At 71.8% G+C, this 16172-nt stretch carries 14 protein-coding genes and 1 pseudogene; 13 read left to right on the top strand and 2 right to left on the bottom strand.

Annotation, left to right across the window (positions count from 1 at the left end; translation table 11 throughout):
* Positions 1–59 precede the first annotated feature (59 nt).
* The 4 genes and pseudogenes from ACZ5GP_RS21840 to ACZ5GP_RS21855 all read left to right on the top strand — a co-directional run bounded on the left by ACZ5GP_RS21840 (position 60) and on the right by ACZ5GP_RS21855 (position 4588).
* A complete protein-coding gene (locus ACZ5GP_RS21840) occupies positions 60–626 on the top strand; it encodes a DUF4365 domain-containing protein (protein ID WP_468752411.1) in 567 nt (188 codons plus the stop codon).
* Positions 626–1829, top strand: a pseudogene (locus ACZ5GP_RS21845) (hypothetical protein). Before ACZ5GP_RS21840 ends, ACZ5GP_RS21845 begins: the two are co-directional and overlap by 1 nt.
* Positions 1830–1964: 135 nt before the next feature.
* On the top strand, positions 1965–3944 hold the full coding sequence (gene thrS, locus ACZ5GP_RS21850; RefSeq protein ID WP_468752412.1) for a threonine--tRNA ligase: 1980 nt from the start codon (positions 1965–1967) through the stop codon (positions 3942–3944).
* 77 nt (positions 3945–4021) lie between these two features.
* Positions 4022–4588, top strand: a complete 567-nt coding sequence (locus ACZ5GP_RS21855; protein ID WP_468752413.1) for an HIT family protein — start codon at positions 4022–4024, stop codon at positions 4586–4588.
* A 6-nt stretch (positions 4589–4594) separates the two neighbouring features.
* Here ACZ5GP_RS21855 and ACZ5GP_RS21860 read toward each other — a convergent pair whose 3' ends face one another.
* Both ACZ5GP_RS21860 and ACZ5GP_RS21865 read right to left on the bottom strand, forming a co-directional pair.
* A complete protein-coding gene (locus ACZ5GP_RS21860; protein ID WP_468752414.1) occupies positions 4595–6250 on the bottom strand; it encodes a hypothetical protein in 1656 nt (551 codons plus the stop codon).
* 191 nt (positions 6251–6441) lie between these two features.
* Positions 6442–8658, bottom strand: coding sequence for an elongation factor G-like protein EF-G2 (locus ACZ5GP_RS21865; RefSeq protein ID WP_468752415.1), 2217 nt, complete (start codon positions 8656–8658; stop codon positions 6442–6444).
* A 258-nt stretch (positions 8659–8916) separates the two neighbouring features.
* Between ACZ5GP_RS21865 and pgsA the strand changes: the two genes are divergently transcribed.
* From pgsA to ruvA, 9 genes are all read left to right on the top strand, one after another.
* Complete coding sequence (gene pgsA, locus ACZ5GP_RS21870; protein WP_468752416.1) at positions 8917–9588, top strand: phosphatidylinositol phosphate synthase; 672 nt, start codon at positions 8917–8919, stop codon at positions 9586–9588.
* On the top strand, positions 9585–10502 hold the full coding sequence (locus ACZ5GP_RS21875) for a phosphatidylinositol mannoside acyltransferase (protein WP_468752417.1): 918 nt from the start codon (positions 9585–9587) through the stop codon (positions 10500–10502). Before pgsA ends, ACZ5GP_RS21875 begins: the two co-directional genes overlap by 4 nt.
* On the top strand, positions 10499–11659 hold the full coding sequence (locus tag ACZ5GP_RS21880; protein ID WP_468752418.1) for a glycosyltransferase family 4 protein: 1161 nt from the start codon (positions 10499–10501) through the stop codon (positions 11657–11659). The genes ACZ5GP_RS21875 and ACZ5GP_RS21880 overlap by 4 nt, the downstream gene beginning before the upstream one ends.
* 66 nt (positions 11660–11725) lie before the next feature.
* Entirely contained in the window at positions 11726–12271 is a 546-nt protein-coding gene (locus ACZ5GP_RS21885; RefSeq protein WP_468752419.1) for a hypothetical protein, read from the top strand.
* A 138-nt stretch (positions 12272–12409) separates the two neighbouring features.
* Positions 12410–13324, top strand: coding sequence for a pyridoxal 5'-phosphate synthase lyase subunit PdxS (pdxS, locus tag ACZ5GP_RS21890; RefSeq protein ID WP_466658362.1), 915 nt, complete (start codon positions 12410–12412; stop codon positions 13322–13324).
* Positions 13324–13929, top strand: coding sequence for a pyridoxal 5'-phosphate synthase glutaminase subunit PdxT (pdxT, locus tag ACZ5GP_RS21895; RefSeq protein WP_358585755.1), 606 nt, complete (start codon positions 13324–13326; stop codon positions 13927–13929). The genes pdxS and pdxT overlap by 1 nt, the downstream gene beginning before the upstream one ends.
* Before the next feature lie 77 nt (positions 13930–14006).
* The gene (locus ACZ5GP_RS21900; RefSeq protein WP_468752420.1) at positions 14007–14765 is read left to right on the top strand and encodes a YebC/PmpR family DNA-binding transcriptional regulator; all 759 of its coding nucleotides are present in this window, start codon (positions 14007–14009) and stop codon (positions 14763–14765) included.
* Positions 14766–14934: 169 nt separating this feature from the next.
* Positions 14935–15510 carry a crossover junction endodeoxyribonuclease RuvC gene (ruvC, locus tag ACZ5GP_RS21905; RefSeq protein WP_468752421.1) on the top strand — a complete coding sequence of 192 codons (576 nt, stop codon included), beginning with the start codon at positions 14935–14937 and terminating at the stop codon, positions 15508–15510.
* Complete coding sequence (gene ruvA / locus ACZ5GP_RS21910; RefSeq protein WP_468752422.1) at positions 15507–16118, top strand: Holliday junction branch migration protein RuvA; 612 nt, start codon at positions 15507–15509, stop codon at positions 16116–16118. The genes ruvC and ruvA overlap by 4 nt, the downstream gene beginning before the upstream one ends.
* The last annotated feature ends 54 nt before the right edge of the window (positions 16119–16172 follow it).

The following is a 16172-nucleotide window of genomic DNA, read 5'->3' on the forward strand; positions in this document are numbered from 1 at the left end:
AGAGCCTTGACGTTGATGGTCCGGGCAAGGAACAGCCGCTTTCGGAAGGCGTGTTGGACATGGCGCTCGCGCGGCCCGAACAGCCTGGGCTGCTGCCCGAGCGGATCGCACCGCCGCGCGGCACCCTCGCCACCACCGCCTGTATGGAGACCCTCCAGGTGGCCTATCTGCACGCCGTCGCGGCGGCCGCCGGGTGTTCCCTCTCCCAGCCCTTCCCGGACAACGGCATCGACTGGCACGTCAGCCACAGCGCCCCCGGGCACACGGTCGACGACGAGGTCACCATCAAGGTCCAGCTCAAGTGCACGTACCAGGTACGGCCCGACCCGGCGCGGCCCGCCTTCTCCTTCACGCTCGACAACCCGCACCTGGAGAAGCTCGCCCGCTCGCCGGTATCGGTCCACAAGATCCTGGTCGTCATGCTCGTGCCCAGATCGCGGGAGGACTGGCTGCGCGCCGGTCACGACCGGCTCGATCTGCGCCACTGCTGCTACTGGACCAATCTGGCCGGCCACCCCGTGACCGGCCGGCGCAGGACCACCGTGCGCATCCCGACCTCGCGGATCTTCGACGACCGCGCGCTCTGCGAGATCATGACGCGCGTCGGGACGGGAGGGAGACCCTGATGCACCGCCCCCACGACCCCGGCACGATCGATCCGGCGGTGCTCGGCGCGCTGCTCGCCCGGCACGGCTGGCAGCGGCGTGGTCGGGCCCCCGGCCGCTACGCCCGGTGGACACCGCCCGGGCCCGGCGGCAGCGGCACCAGCCTCCTCGTCCCGGAGAGCCGGGCCTACCCCGACTGCGACGATCTCCTCGGCGAGGCCCTCCTCGCGCTCTCCCGCAGCGGCTCCCCGGCCGCCCGTGACGTGCTGGTGGGGCTCGCCGTGCCCAGCGACGAGATCCGCTGGTCACGGGACGTGCCGACGGGACCCCGCGGGGGCGGCGACCTGGCCGGTGGAGGAGCGCCTGCGCACCGCGGCCCGCCGGATGCTGCTGGCCGGCGCGCTCGCCGCGCGGGCGTGCGCCGGGTACCACGGGGCGCGGCACCGCAGGCCCGCCACCGCGGCCCTGGAGGACATCCTGGTGGCCTCCGATCCCGGCGGGCAGCGGCTGACCGCGTTCGTGCCCGTCGCGAGCGGGCGGCCGCTCGCGGTCCGACTGCACCAGGCGCTGTACGCCACCAGGGAAGCCGTCGACTACCAGCGCGCCACCGGCGGCATGGACGCCTTCGACGGCGCCGTGGCGGCGGGCGTCAGCCACGAGCTGACCGAGGCCGTCATCGCGCTGGTACGCGGCACCGAAGGGGCGCGCGTCGGAGTGGAGTGGGCGCCCGGCGCGGGCGTGCCGGAGGGCTGCGCGGCGCACGCCGGGCCCGTCGAGTTCTCGCCCGGTGACCTGACCGTGCTGCGCGAGGCGGGCGCCCGCTACCTGCGCGACGAACCGTCGGTGCCGGTGCGGATCACCGGGACCGTCGTCCGCATGCGCCGCTCCTCGACGGGCGGTGCGGGCGCGGTGCGGCTGCGGGTGATCGCGGGGGCGGAGATCCCGCACGTACGGATGACCCTGGACGAGGAGGCATACCGCGTCGCGGGCCACGCGCATCTGGTCGGGCTGCCGATCAGGGTGCACGGGCGGCTGGAGAGTCGGGGCGGTTTCCGCAGGCTCACCGGGGCGACCGGCGTGGCCCCCGTCCGGCTGCACGAGGCCGACCGGGACCATCTCAAGAAGTCGCTCCAGGAGAACCTCGACTTCTTCGACGGCACGTACGGGGAGGAGAGGGACGCGGAGGGGACGTACGGCACCGGTGACACCTACCGCTCCGACTGACCGGGAGCCGAGGCGGAGGGGCCGCTTCCGGGCGGCCGGGAAGATCCGTTTCGCGGCGGGAGCCCCTGGCTCGGTACGATCCCTAGTGCGCGCGCATCAGAGAGCGCCGCACCCCCCTTCTGCAAGGAGAGACCGGTGTCAGACGTCCGTGTGATCATCCAACGCGATTCCGAGCGGGAAGAGCGCGTGGTGACGACGGGCACTACGGCCGCCGACCTCTTCCCCGGTGAGCGCACCGTCGTCGCCGCCCGCGTGGCCGGCGAGCTGAAGGACCTGGCGTACGCCGTCGCCGACGGCGACGAGATCGAGCCCGTCGAGATCTCCTCCGAGGACGGCCTGAACATCCTGCGCCACTCGACCGCGCACGTCATGGCGCAGGCCGTGCAGGAGCTGTTCCCCGACGCCAAGCTGGGCATCGGCCCGCCCATCCGGGACGGCTTCTACTACGACTTCGACGTCAAGGAGCCGTTCACCCCCGAGGACCTCAAGCGCATCGAGAAGAAGATGCAGGAGATCCAGAAGCGGGGCCAGCGTTTTTCGCGCCGCGTCACCAACGACGACGACGCCCGCGTGGAGCTGGCCGACGAGCCGTACAAGCTGGAGCTGATCGGCCTCAAGGGCAACGCGGCGAACGCCGCCGACGGCGCGGACGCCGAGGTCGGCGCCGGCGAGCTGACCATCTACGACAACATCGACGCGAAGACCGGCGAGCTGTGCTGGAAGGACCTCTGCCGAGGCCCGCACCTGCCCACCACCCGGAACATCCCCGCGTTCAAGCTGATGCGCTCCGCCGCCGCCTACTGGCGCGGCAGCGAGAAGAACCCGCAGCTCCAGCGCATCTACGGCACCGCCTGGCCCTCGAAGGACGAGCTGAAGGCGCACCTGGAGTTCCTCGTCGAGGCCGAGAAGCGCGACCACCGCAAGCTCGGCGCCGAGCTGGACCTCTTCTCCTTCCCGGAGGAGCTGGGCCCGGGCCTCGCGGTCTTCCACCCCAAGGGCGGCGTGATCCGCAAGGTGATGGAGGACTACTCCCGCAAGCGGCACGAGGACTCGGGCTACGAGTTCGTGAACACCCCGCACATCTCGAAGGAGCACCTCTTCGAGACGTCCGGCCACCTGCCGCACTACGCGGAGGGCATGTTCCCGCCGATCGAGTTCGACGGGCAGAACTACCGCCTGAAGGCGATGAACTGCCCCATGCACAACCTCATCTTCAAGTCGCGCGGCCGCTCCTACCGCGAACTGCCCCTGCGGCTCTTCGAGTTCGGCACGGTCTACCGCTACGAGAAGTCGGGTGTCGTGCACGGCCTGACCCGCTCGCGCGGCTTCACGCAGGACGACTCGCACATCTACTGCACCAAGGAGCAGATGGGCGAGGAGCTCGACAAGCTCCTCACCTTCGTCCTGGACCTGCTGCGCGACTACGGCCTGAACGAGTTCGAGCTGGAGCTGTCCACCCGCGACGACTCCGACAAGTTCATCGGCTCCGAGGAGGACTGGGCGGAGGCCACCGAGGCGCTGCGTCAGGCGGCCGAGAAGCAGGGCCTTCCGCTGGTGCCGGACCCGGGCGGCGCCGCCTACTACGGCCCGAAGATCTCGGTGCAGGCGCGGGACGCGATCGGGCGGTCCTGGCAGATGTCGACCCTCCAGGTCGACTTCAACCAGCCCAAGCGGTTCGGCCTCGAGTACACCTCGGCGGACGGTTCCAAGCAGCAGCCCGTCATGCTGCACCGCGCGCTGTTCGGTTCGATCGAGCGGTTCTTCGGGGTGCTCCTGGAGCACTACGCGGGCGCGTTCCCGGCGTGGCTCGCCCCGGTACAGGCCATCGGTATCCCGGTCGGCGACGCGCACGTGCCCTACCTCCAGGAATTCGCGGAGGAGGCCAGGAAGCGCGGGCTGCGGGTCGAGGTGGACGCCTCCTCGGACCGCATGCAGAAGAAGATCCGCAACGCTCAGCGCAGCAAGGTGCCGTTCATGGTCATCGTCGGCGACGACGACATGAACGCGGGCGCGGTGTCCTTCCGCTACCGGGACGGGTCGCAGGAGAACGGCATCGCCCGTGACGAGGCCATCGCCAAGCTCGTCGACGTGGTGGAGCGCCGCGTACAGGTGTGACCTGCTCCCCGCGCCGGCGGGGACATGAGGGGCGGTCCCGTGCGGGGCCGCCCCTCGGCACGTGCTCGCCGGGGAATATGCTGACCACCATGACGAGTGAGCCGGAGCAGCAGATCGGAGTGGGTACGCAGGACGCGTTCCAGCGCCTGTGGACGCCCCACCGGATGGCGTACATCCAGGGCGAGAACAAGCCCACGGGCCCGGGGGCCGACGACGGCTGCCCCTTCTGCTCCATCCCGGCCAAGTCCGACGAGGACGGGCTGGTGATCGCCCGCGGCGAGCAGGTGTACGCGGTGCTGAACCTCTACCCGTACAACGGCGGCCACCTGATGGTCGTGCCCTACCGGCACGTCGCCGACTACACCGACCTGACCGGCCCCGAGACGGCGGAACTGGGCGAGCTGACCAAGCAGGCGATGACGGCCCTGCGCAGCGCGTCCGGCGCGCACGGCTTCAACATCGGCATGAACCAGGGAGCGGTGGCGGGCGCCGGAATCGCCGCCCACCTGCACCAGCACGTCGTACCCCGCTGGGGCGGCGACACCAACTTCATGCCCGTCGTGGGCCACACGAAGGTGCTGCCGCAGCTGCTCGCCGACACCCGCACGATGCTCGCGAGCGCCTGGCCCACTGTCGCGCCCTAGCCGCCCTCACGCGTCGTACACGTCCGCCTTCCTCGGCATCGGGTCCTGGATCGCGCCGCTGAGGAAGCCGGAGCGGGTGCCGAACTTCTCGGTGTTCACGCCGTTCTCCGCGAGGACCTTGATCGCCGCCGAGTGGACCACGCGCAGCACCGGGGTGGCGGCGCGCAGCGCGTCGTCGGCCATGAAGCGGTGCCGCCACGGCTTGTCGGCCCAGGCGTGCCGCAGACCGAAGGGCTCGGGCAGAACGAGCTTGCCGCCGAGGTGGTCCAGGAGCGGCGGGTACCAGGTGAACGGGGCGCGCACGGCCAGGCGCACCACCTCGTCGGCGTCGACCAGGGGCAGGTTGCGGTCGACCGTCTCCCAGAACTTGATGGCCTTGGAGACCGTCTTCGTCTTGGGCTCGGGCTTGGTGGTGAACAGGGGGTGCACCGGGCCGAGGGCGTGCCCGGTGACCTCGATGCGCAGCGTCTCGTGCAGCACGGTGACCGTGATGAGCATCGTGATGACCAACTGGCCGTCCCAGAGCGTGAACTGGACGCCCAGGTAGTGCCGGTCACCGCTGCCGAACTGCTGTTCGTTGCAGATGCGCTGTATCTCGTGGCCGCGGATCTGGAAGGCCTCGACGTCCGTGCCGGTGGGGCGGGCCACCGATCCGGCGTTCTCCCCGATGGGGGAGACGATCCAGTGGTTTATCGACGGGGTGGGGAAGCCGCCGGTGTGCAGCGGGCCGCGCTCCAGCATGCGGAGCTGGTCGTGCACCGCCCTTATGACGTCCCAGCTGCGGAAGGGGTGGATCTCCTTGCCGTCCTCGGCGGGCACCAGCTCCTCGGCCAGCTGCCAGCTGCCCCAGCGTGTCCCCATGCCCAGTATGCCCTTGGGCCCGGCGTAGAACACGGAGTTGCTCTGCTGCTCGGCGGAGAGCCTGGCCAGGCCCTGGCGGAGCCGCTCGGCGGCCGTCTCCCCGGGGCTGCCGGGCACCGCCTCGGGGATCTTGGCGCCGATGCCGCCGCCCGAGAGCAGGCTCGCCCACCGGTCGCGCATGTCCCTGGCGGTGCGCTCGGCGATCTGCTTGGCCCAGAACCAGCCCACCACCGGCAGGACGATCGCCGCTCGCAGATACCACGCCCAGAAGCCGTCGAACGGCAGCTTGAGCAGGGCCAGGGCGGCCAGCACGCCCATGGCGACCAGGACGGTCGTGGCCAGCGCGCCCGCGCGCTTGTTGTCGTTCTTGGCGACCTGGCGCCTGATGGTGAAGACGAGCAGCCACACGAACAGGCCGGGCAGGAACAACACCCCGCACAGGACCATCACGGCCGTGAGCCAGCTGTCGCGCTCCTTGCGGATGCGGTTGGCCGCGAGGCAGTGCTCCACCACCGACTGCGGCTCTATCCCGAAGGACTGGATGAGCGGCTTGCGGCCGCCGCCGAGCATCCGCACCTGCACGGTCCGCGCGAACGCCTCGCCGAGGCTCGGCTTGAACAGCGAGAACATGCCGGGCTTCACCACGGACTTGTGCCACTCGCCGTTGGCCTTCAGGATCTCCTCGACGTCCCCGTCGCGGTACGCGGCCGAGGCGAGGGCGTGCGTCGCCGCCGTCTGCCCCGCGGCCCCCGAGAGCGGGACCTGGGCCCCGGGCCTGAAGTCGAATCCATCGTCCGCCACTGCCGCCCCCTCGCCGCGACGCCTTCGCCCCGGCTCTTCCCGACTTCCTTGTCCGGCACACCTGTTGCCGTCCCGCGCATCCGTTGATCAGGTCATCAGCGTATCGGGGAGCACCGACATCCGTCAGGGGGCGCCGGGGGGCCGCCCGCCCGCCGGGCGCGGGGCGGGCCGCTCCGCGCACGCCGGTACAACTACGGGGCGGTCCGCGCCTGTTCGCGGAACCGCTCCGACAGCTGCGCCGGCATCGGCTCGTGGCGGGCGTACACCCGGCTGAAGCGTCCGGTGCCCTGGGAGAGGGAGCGCAGATCCACGGCGTACCGGCCGATCTCGATCTCGGGGACCTCCGCGCGGACGAACGTACGGCCACCGGGCGCCTGCTCGGTCCCGACCACCCGGCCGCGGCGGCCCGACAGATCGCTCATGACCGCGCCGACGTGGTCGTCGCCGACCAGCACCCGCACCTCGGCGACCGGTTCGAGCAGGTGGATCCCGGCGCCGGCCGCCGCCTCCCGCAGCGCGAGCGCGCCCGCCGTCTGGAACGCGGCGTCGGAGGAGTCCACCGAGTGCGCCTTGCCGTCCAGCAGCGTGACCCGCACGTCGACCAGCGCGTACCCGCAGGCCACGCCCTTCGCCGCCTGTGCGCGCACACCCTTCTCGACGGACGGGACGAACTGCCGCGGGACCGCGCCGCCGACGACCTTGTCGACGAACTCGACGCCGCTGCCGCCCGGCAGCGGCTCCACCTCGATCTCGCAGATCGCGTACTGGCCGTGCCCACCGGACTGCTTCACATGGCGGCCGCGCCCCACCGCCCTGTCCGCGAACGTCTCCCGGAGGCCGACCCTGTGCGCCACGACGTCGACCTGCACGCCGTACCGGCTGCGCAGCCGCTCCAGGGCCACGTCGGCGTGCGCCTCGCCCAGACACCACAGGACCAGCTGGTGGGTGTCCGGATTCTGTTCCAGCCGCATCGTCGGATCCTCGGCCACCAGGCGCGAGAGTCCCTGCGAGAGCTTGTCCTCATCCGCCTTGCTGTGCGCCTGGACGGCGAGCGGCAGCAGCGGATCGGGCATGTCCCAGGGCTCCATGAGGAGCGGGTCGTCCTTGCCCGACAGCGTGTCGCCCGTCTCCGCGCGGTGCAGCTTGGCCACGCACGCCATGTCGCCCGCCACGCACCGGGTCAGCGGGCGCTGCTGTTTGCCGAAGGGGGAGGAGAGCGCGCCGACCCGCTCGTCGGCTTCCAGGAGGGAGCGGCCCTCCTGGCCCCGCCCGCCCGGCCCGTGCCCGCAGACATGCACCGTCTCGTCGGGGCGCAGGGTGCCGGAGAAGACGCGTACGAGCGAGATCCGGCCGACATACGGGTCGGAGGCGGTCTTGACGACCTCGGCCGCCAAAGGGCCCTGCGGATCGCAGGTGAGCCGGGGGCGTGCCGTGCCGTCCGGTGTGGCCACGGCCGGTACGGGGTGCTCCAGCGGGGTCGGGAAGCCGCCCGTGACCAGCTCCAGGAGCTCGACGGTGCCGATGCCCTGCCGGGCACCCTCGGCGGCCGGGGCGGCGGCGAGCACGGGGTGGAAGACGCCGCGCGCAACGGCACGCTCCAAGTCGTCCACGAGTGTCTTGAAGTCGATGTCCTCGCCGCCGAGATAGCGGTCCATGAGCGACTCGTCCTCGCTCTCGGCGATGATCCCCTCGATCAGCTTCTCGCGTGCCTCCCGGAGCGGCGGCAGCTGGTCCGCACCCGGCTCGGACTCCTTGCGCTCCCCGGAGGCGTAGTCGTACACGCGCTGCGAGAGCAGGCCGACCAGACCGGTCACCGGCGCGTGCCCGTCGGGGCCCTGCTCGCCGTGGAGCGGCAGATACAGCGGCAGCACGGCGTCCGGGTCGTCGGCGCCGAACGCCTCGGCGCAGCGGCGCGTGATGTCCGCGAAGTCCGCGCGGGCCGAGTCCAGGTGCGTGACCACGATGGCCCGCGGCATGCCGACCGCCGCGCACTCCTCCCACACCATGCGGGTCGCGCCCGTGATGCCCTCGGTACCCTCCGCCGCCGAGACGACGAAGAGGGCCGCGTCCGCGGCGCGCAGACCGGCCCTCAGCTCCCCGACGAAGTCGGCGTACCCGGGGGTGTCCAGCAGATTGACCTTGATGCCGTCCCATGCGACGGGCACCAGGGACAGCTGCACCGAGCGCTGTCGGCGGCGCTCCATCTCGTCGTGGTCGGAGACGGTGGTGCCGTCCTCGACGCGGCCCGCCCGGTTCACCGCCCCCGCGGTCAGCGCGAGGGCCTCCACCAAGGTGGTCTTGCCCGAGCCGCTGTGGCCGACCAGCACCACGTTCCGTACGGAGGAGGGGTGGTCGGCCGTCACCGCCCTGCCGGCGGCTCCGGGGTGTGCGTGCGCCTTGTCGCCCATGCCTTGCCTCCCGGTCACGTGCGCGGTCAAGGAGGCTCAGCCCCCTCGGGGATGCCGGCTGCTCGCGGACGCGCGGGGCCCGGTGCGGGGCTGCTGCGGTGGCGCCCGTGGTGCTTTCGAGCTTTCCACCCGGGTCCCGGTGCGTCCATACGTCGTACGTGATCGTGAGGGGGCGAGCCGGTCCGTCAGGGGCGTGACTACGATGGGTCGGCCGGTGGCCAACGGGGCCACGCGGCGCACCGACCCCTCGGGAAGGCCATGCTGAACAAGTACGCGCGTGCATTCTTCACGCGTGTCCTCACACCGTTCGCCGCGTTTCTCATCCGCCGCGGGGTCAGCCCCGACGCGGTGACCTTCATCGGCACGGCCGGTGTGGTGGCGGGAGCGCTGGTCTTCTTCCCCCGTGGCGAGTTCTTCTGGGGCACCATCGTCATCACGCTGTTCGTCTTCTCGGACCTCGTCGACGGCAACATGGCCCGCCAGCTCGGCCGCTCGAGCCGCTGGGGCGCCTTCCTGGACTCCACCCTCGACCGGGTGGCCGACAGCGCGATCTTCGGTGGCCTCGCCCTGTGGTACGCCGGTCGTGGCGACGACAACATCCTGTGCGCCGTCTCCATCTTCTGTCTGGCGAGCGGTCAGGTCGTGTCGTACACCAAGGCGCGCGGTGAGGCGATCGGGTTGCCCGTCGCCGTCAACGGCCTGGTCGAGCGCGCCGAGCGGCTGGTGATCTCGCTGGTCGCCGCGGGCTTGTCCGGGCTCCACAAGTTCGGTGTCCCCGGCATCCAGGTGCTGCTGCCCATCGCCCTGTGGATCGTCGCCGTGGGCAGCCTGGTCACGCTCGTCCAGCGGGTCGTCACCGTGCGCCGCGAGTCCGCGGAGGCGGACGCCGCCACGGCCGCCCCGGGCCAGGGGAACGAGGCCGCGCAGTGAAGGACCGACTCACCGACGGGCTGTACGGCCTCGGCTGGAGCACCGTCAAGAAGCTCCCCGAGCCGGTCGCCGAGCGGCTCGGCAGGACCATCGCCGACACCGTCTGGAAGCGCCGCGGCACGGGCGTGCTGCGCCTGGAGTCCAACCTCGCGCGCGTGGTGCCCGACGCCACTCCCGAGCGGCTCGCGGAGCTTTCCCGGGCGGGCATGCGTTCGTACCTGCGCTACTGGATGGAGTCCTTCCGGCTGCCGTCCTGGAGCAGGGAGCGCGTCAGGGACGGTGTCGACGTCAAGGGCGTGCACCACCTGACCGCCGGGCTCGAAGCGGGCAAGGGCGTCGTCGTCGCCCTGCCGCACCTCGGCAACTGGGACCTCGCGGGCGCCTGGGTCGCAGCGAAGCTGGACACCCCGTTCACCACCGTCGCCGAGCGCCTGAAGCCCGAGTCGCTCTACGACCGCTTCGTCGCCTACCGTGAGAGCCTCGGCATGGAGGTCCTGCCGCACACCGGCGGCGCCGCCTTCGGCACGCTCGCCCGCCGGCTCCGCGCGGGCGGCCTGGTCTGCCTCGTCGCGGACCGCGATCTGTCGGCCTCCGGGGTCGAGGTGAAGTTCTTCGGGGACACCGCCCGGATGCCCGGCGGACCCGCGATGCTGGCCCAGCACACCGGCGCGGCGTTGCTCCCGGTGACCCTCTGGTACGACGGGCCCGTCATGCGGGGCCGGATCCACCCGCCCGTCGACGTCCCCGAGACAGGTACCCGCGCCGAGAAGACGTCTGCCATGACGCAGGCGCTGGCAGACGCCTTCGCCACCGGTATCGCCGACCACCCGGAGGACTGGCACATGCTGCAACGGCTGTGGCTCGCCGACCTGGAGCCCCGCCCCGGCGGCCCCGCTGCGGGGGAGTCCTCGTGAGGATCGGCATCGTCTGCCCCTACTCGTGGGACGTGCCGGGCGGCGTCCAGTTCCACATCCGCGATCTGGCGGAGCACCTCATCCGCCTGGGGCACGAGGTGTCCGTCCTCGCCCCGGCCGATGACGAGACCCCGCTGCCGCCGTATGTCGTCTCGGCGGGCCGCGCCGTCCCCGTGCCCTACAACGGCTCGGTCGCGCGGCTCAACTTCGGCTTCCTGTCGGCCGCCCGCGTACGCCGCTGGCTGCACGACGGCACCTTCGACGTCATCCACATCCACGAGCCGACCTCGCCCTCGCTCGGGCTGCTCGCGTGCTGGGCGGCCCAGGGCCCCATCGTCGCGACGTTCCACACGTCCAACCCGCGCTCCCGCGCCATGCTCGCCGCCTACCCGATCCTCCAGCCCGCCCTGGAGAAGATCAGCGCCCGCATCGCCGTGAGCGAGTACGCGCGCCGCACCCTCGTCGAACACCTGGGCGGTGACGCGGTCGTCATCCCCAACGGCGTCGACATCGACTTCTTCGCGAAGGCCGAGCCGAGGCCCGAGTGGCAGGGCGGGACCATCGGCTTCATCGGCCGCATCGACGAGCCCCGCAAGGGGCTGCCCGTCCTCATGAAGGCGCTGCCGCAGATCTTCGCCGAGCGGCCGGACGCGCGCCTGCTGGTCGCCGGACGCGGCGACGAGGACGAGGCGGTGACCACGCTCCCCGCCGGCCTGCGCTCCCGGGTGGAGTTCCTCGGCATGGTCAGCGACGAGGACAAGGCGCGGCTGCTGCGCAGCGTCGACCTGTACGTGGCGCCGAACACCGGCGGCGAGAGCTTCGGGATCATCCTGGTCGAGGCGATGTCCGCGGGCGCGCCGGTACTCGCCAGCGACCTGGACGCCTTCGCCCAGGTCCTCGACCACGGTGCGGCCGGCGACCTGTTCGGCAACGAGGACGCCGACTCGCTCGCCAAGGCGGCGGTGCGCCTCCTCGCCGATCCCGGGCGCCGCGAGGGGCTGCGGGAGCGCGGCAGCGCGCATGTGCGGCGCTTCGACTGGTCGACCGTCGCCGCGGACATCCTCGCGGTGTACGAGACGGTGACGGACGGCGCGGCCTCGGTCGCGGAGGACGAACGCTCGGGGCTGCGGGCGCGGTTCGGACTGGCCAGGGACTGACGTCCTGAACCCCCGCCGGTCCCCGGCTGCGGGCCCGGCCCCCCGAGGGGACTAGCGTGTAGGCCCGTGACCTCCACTTTGATCTGGATCGCGGCAGTCCTCTTCGCGGTAGGCCTCTACCTGAGCTGGACTGCGGGCCGGCTGGACCGGCTGCACGCCCGCATCGACGCCTCCCGCGCGGCCCTCGACGCCCAGCTGCTGCGCCGGGCCTCGGTCGCCCAGGAACTGGCCACCTCCGGAGTGCTCGACCCGGCCGCCTCGATCGTGCTGTACGAGGCGGCGCACGCGGCGCGGCAGGCCGAGGAGGAGCAGCGCGAGGTCGCCGAGAGCGAGCTGAGCCAGGCGCTGCGGGCCATCTTCGGCGAGGTCCAGCAGGTCGAGGCGGTACGCGAGGCCCCCGGCGGGGACGAGGCGGCCACCGAACTGGCCGCGGCCGTGCGCCGGGTGCCGATGGCCCGGCGCTTCCACAACGACTCCGTACGCGCCGCCCGCGCCCTGCGCAGGCACCGCACGGTCCGCTGGTTCCGCCTCGCGGGGCACGCGCCCTTCCCGCTGGCGTTCGAGATGGACGACGAGCCGCCGACGGCGCTGGCCGACCGCCCCGCCGGGTAGGGCGTCCGGGCGCGGTACCGACCAGCGGCGCCCTGGAAAAATGAGCCACCGGTCATCCATTGGCCCTTGCTGTGGCCTGGTGGACGGGCGTTTCCTCGGAAGTGCAGAAACTTCTCTTCAGCGAGTGAGGTCAACCCCGTGTCCAGCACCCCCTCCACCAGCAACCCGACGCCCGAGACCGGCACCGCGCGCGTGAAGCGCGGCATGGCCGAGCAGCTCAAGGGCGGCGTGATCATGGACGTCGTCAACGCCGAGCAGGCGAAGATCGCCGAGGACGCCGGCGCCGTGGCCGTCATGGCGCTGGAGCGGGTGCCCGCCGACATCCGCAAGGACGGCGGCGTGGCCCGGATGTCGGACCCGAACATGATCGAGGAGATCATCGAGGCCGTCTCGATCCCGGTCATGGCCAAGTCCCGCATCGGGCACTTCGTCGAGGCCCAGGTCCTGCAGTCCCTCGGCGTCGACTACATCGACGAGTCCGAGGTCCTCACCCCGGCCGACGAGGTCAACCACAGCGACAAGTTCGCCTTCACCACGCCGTTCGTGTGCGGCGCCACCAACCTGGGCGAGGCCCTGCGCCGCATCGCCGAGGGCGCGGCCATGATCCGCTCCAAGGGCGAGGCCGGCACCGGCAACGTCGTCGAGGCCGTCCGCCACCTGCGCCAGATCAAGAACGAGATCGCCCGCCTGCGCGGCTACGACAACAACGAGCTGTACGCCGCCGCCAAGGAGCTGCGCGCCCCCTACGAGCTGGTCAAGGAGACCGCCGAGCTGGGCAAGCTGCCGGTCGTGCTCTTCTCCGCCGGTGGCGTCGCCACCCCGGCCGACGCCGCCCTGATGCGCCAGCTCGGCGCCGAGGGCGTCTTCGTCGGCTCCGGCATCTTCAAGTCCGGCGACCCGGCCAAGCGTGCCGCCGCCATCGTGAAGGCCACCACCTTCTACGACGACCCGAAGATCATCGCGGACGCCTCCCGCAACCTCGGCGAGGCCATGGTCGGCATCAACTGCGACACCCTGCCCGAGACCGAGCGCTACGCGAACCGAGGCTGGTGATGACCACTCCCGTAGTGGGCGTCCTCGCCCTTCAGGGGGACGTACGGGAGCACCTGATCGCCCTGGCCTCGGCGGACGCCCTGGCCAGGCCGGTGCGGCGCCCCGAAGAGCTGGCCGAGGTCGACGGCCTGGTCATCCCCGGCGGCGAGTCCACCACCATCTCCAAGCTGGCGGCCCTTTTCGGCGTCATGGAGCCCCTGCGTGCGCGGGTGCGCGCGGGCATGCCGGTCTACGGCACCTGCGCGGGCATGATCATGCTCGCCGACAAGATCCTCGACCCGCGCTCGGGCCAGGAGACGGTGGGCGGCATCGACATGATCGTGCGCCGCAACGCCTTCGGGCGGCAGAACGAGTCCTTCGAGGCCGCGGTCGGCGTCAAGGGCGTCGAGGGCGCCCCCGTCGAGGGTGTCTTCATCCGCGCGCCCTGGGTGGAGTCGGTCGGCGCGCAGGTGGAGGTGCTCGCCGAGCACGAGGGCCACATCGTCGCCGTACGCCAGGGCAACGCGCTCGCCACGTCCTTCCACCCCGAACTCACGGGCGACCACCGTCTGCACGCGCTGTTCGTGGAGATGGTGCGGGGGAACGGGCGCGCGGGATCCTTGTAGGATCTCCGGGGACCCCGGAGCCTTACGGTCTGGGAGAGTTCCTACTGGTTGTTGGGTAACGCGAAGGAGACAGGCAGATGTCCGGCCACTCTAAATGGGCTACGACGAAGCACAAGAAGGCCGTGATCGACGCCAAGCGCGGCAAGCTCTTCGCGAAGATGATCAAGAACATCGAGGTCGCGGCGCGTACCGGCGGTGCCGACCCCGCCGGTAACCCGACCCTGTTCGACGCCATCCAGAAGGCCAAGAAGAGCTCGGTCCCGAACAAGAACATCGACTCTGCGGTCAAGCGCGGCGCCGGTCTCGAGGCCGGTGGCGCCGACTACGAGACGATCATGTACGAGGGCTACGGCCCGAACGGGGTCGCGGTGCTCATCGAGTGCCTCACCGACAACCGCAACCGCGCCGCGTCCGACGTCCGCGTCGCGATGACGCGCAACGGCGGCTCGATGGCCGACCCCGGCTCCGTGTCGTACCTCTTCCACCGCAAGGGCGTCGTCATCGTCCCCAAGGGCGAGGGCGACCTGAGCGAGGACGACGTGCTCGGCGCGGTCCTGGACGCCGGCGCCGAAGAGGTCAACGACCTCGGTGAGAGCTTCGAGGTGCTCAGCGAGGCCACCGACCTGGTCGCGGTGCGCACCGCGCTCCAGGAGGCCGGCATCGACTACGACTCGGCCGACGCCAACTTCGTGCCCACCATGCAGGTCGAGCTGGACGAAGAGGGCGCCCGCAAGATCTTCAAGCTGATCGACGCCCTGGAGGACAGCGACGACGTGCAGAACGTCTTCGCCAACTTCGACGTCTCCGACGAGGTCATGGCGCAGGTCGACGCGTAAGCGCTCCGCCGGGTCACCGGCGATCCGGCCGCGGCTCGTTCGTGGTCGCTCGCGCAGTTCTCCGCGTCCCCGCAGGGCGCGCAAGGGCCGACGGGACACACCCCGTCGGCCCGTCGCGTTGTCAGAGGGACCCGATAACCTGCACGGACAGGCGAGGGGAGGGGCGTACGTGCGCGTGTTGGGGGTCGACCCGGGGCTGACCCGGTGCGGTGTCGGTGTCGTCGAGGGCGTCGCCGGACGACCGTTGACCATGCGCGGCGTCGGTGTCGTGCGGACTCCGGCCGACGCCGAGTTGGGCCTGCGGCTGGTCGCCGTCGAGCAGGGCATCGAGCAGTGGCTCGACGAGTACCGCCCCGAAGTCCTCGCCGTGGAGCGCGTGTTCAGCCAGCACAACGTCCGCACGGTCATGGGCACCGCCCAGGCCAGCGCCGTCGCCATGCTGTGCGCCGCCCGCCGCGGCATCCCCGTCGTCCTGCACACCCCCAGCGAGGTCAAGGCGGCCGTCACCGGCAGTGGGCGGGCCGACAAGGCCCAGGTCGGCGCGATGGTCACCCGCCTCCTGCGGCTCGACGCACCGCCCAAGCCCGCCGACGCCGCGGACGCCCTCGCCCTCGCCATCTGCCACATCTGGCGCGCGCCGGCGCAAAACCGCCTCCAGCAGGCCGTCGCCCGGAACAGACTCCAGCAGGCCGTCGCCCAGCACGCGGCCAAGACCCCCACAGCCCAGAAAGGCCGTACCGCATGATCGCCTTCGTCAGCGGCCCCGTCGCCGCCCTCGCCCCCGATGCCGCGGTGGTCGAGGTCGGCGGCATCGGCATGGCCGTGCAGTGCACGCCGAACACCCTCTCCACGCTCCGGGTGGGCCGGCCGGCCAAGCTCGCCACCTCGCTGGTCGTACGGGAGGACTCCCTCACCCTGTACGGCTTCGCGGACGACGACGAGCGCCAGACCTTCGAGCTGCTCCAGACCGCGAGCGGCGTCGGCCCCCGCCTGGCCCTGGCCATGCTCGCCGTGCACAGCCCCGACGCCCTGCGCCGCGCCGTCTCCACCGGCGACGAGAAGGCGCTGACCGCCGTGCCCGGCATCGGCAAGAAGGGCGCCCAGAAGCTCCTCCTGGAGTACAAGGACCGCCTCGGCGAGCCCCTCGGCACCGGCGGCCCCGCCGTCGGTACCCCCGTCACCTCCGGCTGGCGCGAGCAGCTGCACGCCGCGCTCATCGGCCTCGGATACGCCACGCGCGAGGCCGACGAGGCCGTCGCCGCCGTCACCCCGCAGGCCGAGGCCGCCGAGGGCACCCCGCAGGTCGGCCGGCTCCTCAAGGCCGCGCTCCAGACCCTGAACCGCACCCGCTAGCGTCCGTCCACCACCCCGTACCGCACCAGCCGCCACCCCCTGAACCGCATCGCG

The sequence above is a fragment of the Streptomyces sp. NPDC031466 genome (assembly GCF_055581265.1).